Source organism: candidate division KSB1 bacterium (assembly GCA_034505495.1).
Classification (GTDB): domain Bacteria; phylum Zhuqueibacterota; class Zhuqueibacteria; order Residuimicrobiales; family Krinioviventaceae; genus Fontimicrobium_A.
This window is the reverse complement of sequence record JAPDQV010000017.1, coordinates 23210-27014: the sequence shown is the minus strand read 5'-3', so window position 1 is coordinate 27014 and position 3805 is coordinate 23210. Positions and strand designations below refer to the sequence as shown.

At 57.0% G+C, this 3805-nt stretch carries 4 protein-coding genes; all 4 read right to left on the bottom strand.

Annotated elements, in window-relative coordinates; translation table 11 throughout:
• Window positions 1-1617: hypothetical protein (locus ONB24_08575; GenBank protein MDZ7316163.1), on the bottom strand; the 1617-nt coding region annotated here is incomplete at its 3' end.
• 11 nt (window positions 1618-1628) lie between these two features.
• On the bottom strand, window positions 1629-2090 hold the full coding sequence (gene ribE / locus ONB24_08570) for a 6,7-dimethyl-8-ribityllumazine synthase (GenBank protein ID MDZ7316162.1): 462 nt from the start codon (window positions 2088-2090) through the stop codon (window positions 1629-1631).
• A gap of 24 nt (window positions 2091-2114) precedes the next feature.
• The gene (locus tag ONB24_08565) at window positions 2115-3338 is read right to left on the bottom strand and encodes a bifunctional 3,4-dihydroxy-2-butanone-4-phosphate synthase/GTP cyclohydrolase II (protein MDZ7316161.1); all 1224 of its coding nucleotides are present in this window, start codon (window positions 3336-3338) and stop codon (window positions 2115-2117) included.
• A partial coding sequence (locus tag ONB24_08560) for a riboflavin synthase (protein MDZ7316160.1) occupies window positions 3331-3805 on the bottom strand: 475 nt, incomplete at its 5' end. The genes ONB24_08560 and ONB24_08565, both read right to left, overlap by 8 nt.

Below are 3805 nucleotides of genomic sequence, written 5' to 3'. Positions count from 1 at the left end.
CAGGGCCTCGGCCTTCTTCTTGGCGGAGAGGCGGCCGGAGACGTTCAGGTAGGCCTGGCGCTCGTAGCGGCCGAGGTTGAGCACCTCGAAGGCGCGGAAGGGCCGGCCCGCCGCCTTCAACTCGCGCTGCACCTGGATGAGCCGCTTGCGCGTGGTGTGGATGGCGAACTTGCCGAGGTCGGTGGCGATCCATTTGCGCCCGTACGGATCGATTGCCAGATCAACCACCTTGGTGGAGCGAATTCCCTCCAATGTGCTCCAAATTTGCCAATCGCGGTCCAGATCGAAAACGCGCAGCACGTAGCGGTCGGCCGCTTCATAGTTCAAAAACCACAATCGCCCTTCGGCATCGGGCAGGATTTTGGTTACCACCACATAATTGGGATAGCCGGGGATGCCTGATAAACCGCCGTTCATATCCCGCAAATTGGTAAAGACGACCGAATCACGGGCAACCTTTTCGAACAGGGTGACGCCGCCCCCCCAGCTGCCCGCCCAAATGCGGCCGAAAGGATCTTCCGCCAGCGTACGATAGTCATAATGCGCCAGACCGCTGCGCTGAAAAAAATTATGCCACTTCTTGCCGTCAAAATAGTAAACGCCGCCGGTTTGTCGTTTCGAGGAGGCGGCCCATAAGCAGCCGTCGCGATCGATCAAAAGATCGCTGAACAGGTTGCTGCCTGGTCCGTCGGGAATAAAATGCTGCCAACTACCATCCTGGGGACGATAGATGTAAAAGCCGGCATCGCTCGTTCCGGCCCAAAGCGTGCCGTCCGCTGCCGCAACCAAAGCGGTTAAATTACTGATGCCGCCTCCCAATCGGCTGTAAGCATTGTTTTTCCGAACATAGACGCCGTTTTCCGACGCAAAGCAGATTGTTCCCTGCCACTCCGCCAAATCGCGAACTTCCGCATCGTCTACGTCGATCCTCCGCCAGGTAACGCCGTCAAAAAAGGCTAATCCGGCTTGTGCGCCTACGTATAATCCGCCCTCGGCGGGAAGCAGCGCGGTGATTTCTCCGGCAGGCAGACCCTGCAGCACCGTCAGCTTTTCCCATGCCGAAGGAATCTGTTTGTTGGGGAAATCAATGGGGATACGGCGTAGGCCGTCTTCTTGGGCGGCCCAAATATATCCGACGGCGACCGCCAATCGTTTGACGGCGCCGATCTCGGCTTTCCAGGAGCGTTCCCAGCGCTGCTTGGCGTCCAAGCGCAGTTCAGCCACGCCCATATCGGCTCCGACCAGCGCAATGTCTTGGAAGGGATAAATCGTGAAAATGCGCAGGCGGTTTTGAAATTCGTGATATTTATCCCACTCGCCGGTCTTGGGGTCATAAATCTGCAAGAGGCCGTCAGGAAGTACTGCCCACACAACTCCGGACGGAGCGACGGCAGCCGAGCTCACGTCGATCTGTGCCAAGCCCTCGGTGTTGGTGAATTTTGTGATTTTGCCTGAGGCAGGGCTAATGCGCAGCACGCCGCCGTTGGAAGCCGCCCAAAGGATGGAATCGGCGCCGACCAAGCTGCGTATCTCGGCCGCGTTTGTCATTGTGCGCCAATCTCCGACGGCAGCCGCCGCAAAGGAAGCGAGAAGACAGACGATCAGACCCGTTTTCATGCGATAGCGGGCTAGTTGAGTTTAGTAAATAGATCTGCCATCTCGATGGCGCTCAGCGCGGCGTCCCATCCCTTGTTGCCGGCCTTGGTTCCGGCGCGTTCGATCGCCTGCTCGAGTGTATCCGGCGTGATGATTCCGTAACTGACCGGCAGACCATACTCCAGCGCCACCTGCGCCGTGCCTTTGGTCACCTCCGCGGCAATATACTCGAAATGGGGCGTAGCCCCGCGAATGACAGCGCCGAGACAGATAATTGCATCGTACTTTTTCAGCGACGCCATTCGCTTGGCGGCGACCGGTATCTCGAACGAGCCGGGCACCCAGGCCACGTCAATCTTGTCCATGTCGGCGCCGTGACGTTTCAGGCAATCCAACGCCCCTTCCAACAGCTTTCTGCAGATCAGCTCGTTGAAACGGCTGACCACGATGCCGAAATGCTTCCCCTGTGCGGATAAATGGCCTTCGAATGTCATCAAAAAGTCACCTTTGGCTAAACGTTAAAAGGAACAAGAATCGTTTTGCAGAATCAAATGCCCTAATTTATCGCGTTTCGTCTTGAGATAGCGGGCATTGACCGGATTGGGATGTATCTCGATCGGCAGCCGTTCAACCACTTCGAGCCCATAGCCTTCCAAGCCGACGATCTTGCGCGGATTATTGGTCATCAGCCTCAGCTTGCGGATGCCGAGTTCGGCCAATATCTGCGCCCCGACGCCGTAATCGCGGAGATCCGGCGGAAAACCGAGCTCCAGATTCGCTTCGACCGTGTCTTTACCTTCATCCTGCAGATGATAGGCGCGGATCTTGTTGCCCAATCCGATGCCGCGTCCCTCCTGCCGCATATAGAGCAGAACCCCTTTGCCTTCCGCTTCGATTCGACGCAGAGCGGTTGCCAATTGATCGCCGCAGTCGCAGCGCAGCGATCCGAACAGATCGCCGGTAATGCATTCGGAATGGACGCGAACCAGTACCGGCTCGTCCAAGCTCCACGTGCCTTTGCAGATCGCCAGGTGTTCTTTGTTGTCCAAAGTGCTGGCAAAAACTTTGAGTCGAAAATGGCCGAATTTTGTCGGGAAATCGGCCGAAGCAATGCATTCGACGAATTTTTCCGTCCGTCGCCGGTAGGCGATGAGGTCGCGCACCGTAATGAGTTTCATGCCGAAGCGGCGCGAAAGCTCGATTAGCTGCGGAACGCGCGCCATGGTGCCGTCGTCGTTCAGTATTTCACAAAGCACGCCGGCGGGAAAGGCGCCGGCAAGCCTCGCCAAATCGACGGCCGCTTCCGTATGGCCGGCGCGGCGCAGTACACCGCCTTTAGCGGCAGCAATCGGAAAGACGTGGCCGGGCTTGGCAAAGTCCGTCGGTTTGACGCCTGGGTCGACCAGATCGCGGATGGTCTTGGCACGATCCGCCGCCGAAATGCCGGTCGAAATACCGTGCCGGGCATCGACCGAAACGGTAAACCGCGTGCCCATTACGGCCGTGTTGGTGGCAACCATGGGGTGAATCTCCAGTTCCTGCAGTCTTTCCTCGGTCATGCCGACGCAGATGAGACCTCGTCCATATTTGGCCATGAAATTGATATGCTCGGGAGTAACCCGGTCAGCCAGGCAGATAAAATCGCCTTCGTTCTCGCGATCTTCGTCGTCGGCGACAATGATGATCTTGCCCTCTCGCAAATCCGCGAGCGCTTCTTCAATGGTATGAAAATCTCTAATCATGGTTCTCCAAATAGCCGTACTGCGAAAGCTTTTCTAAAGTCAAACCCTCTGCAGACATAGAGGGTATCATGAATTTCTTTACATATTTTGCCAGAATGTCGACCTCGATGTTGACCGCATCGCCCTGCTTTTTAGAATGCAGAGTCGTTGCCTGCAAGGTATGCGGAATGACGGCGATATCGACGAACTTGGAATCGACGGAAGCAACCGTGAGACTGATGCCGTCCACCGCTATCGATCCTTTTTCTACGACGAATGCAAGCAGCGGCTCCGCAAGCGACAACCGCAGCAGCTTGCCGAAAGCAAGGTCCTGCAGCGCCGCAATCCTGCCGATGCCGTCCACGTGCCCTTGAACAAAATGGCCGCCCATGCGCGAACCGGCAGCCAAAGCCCGCTCCAAATTAACGCGATCGCCGACTTGAACGTGCGCTAGGGTGGTTCGCCGCAATGTTTCGGCAACGACCTCG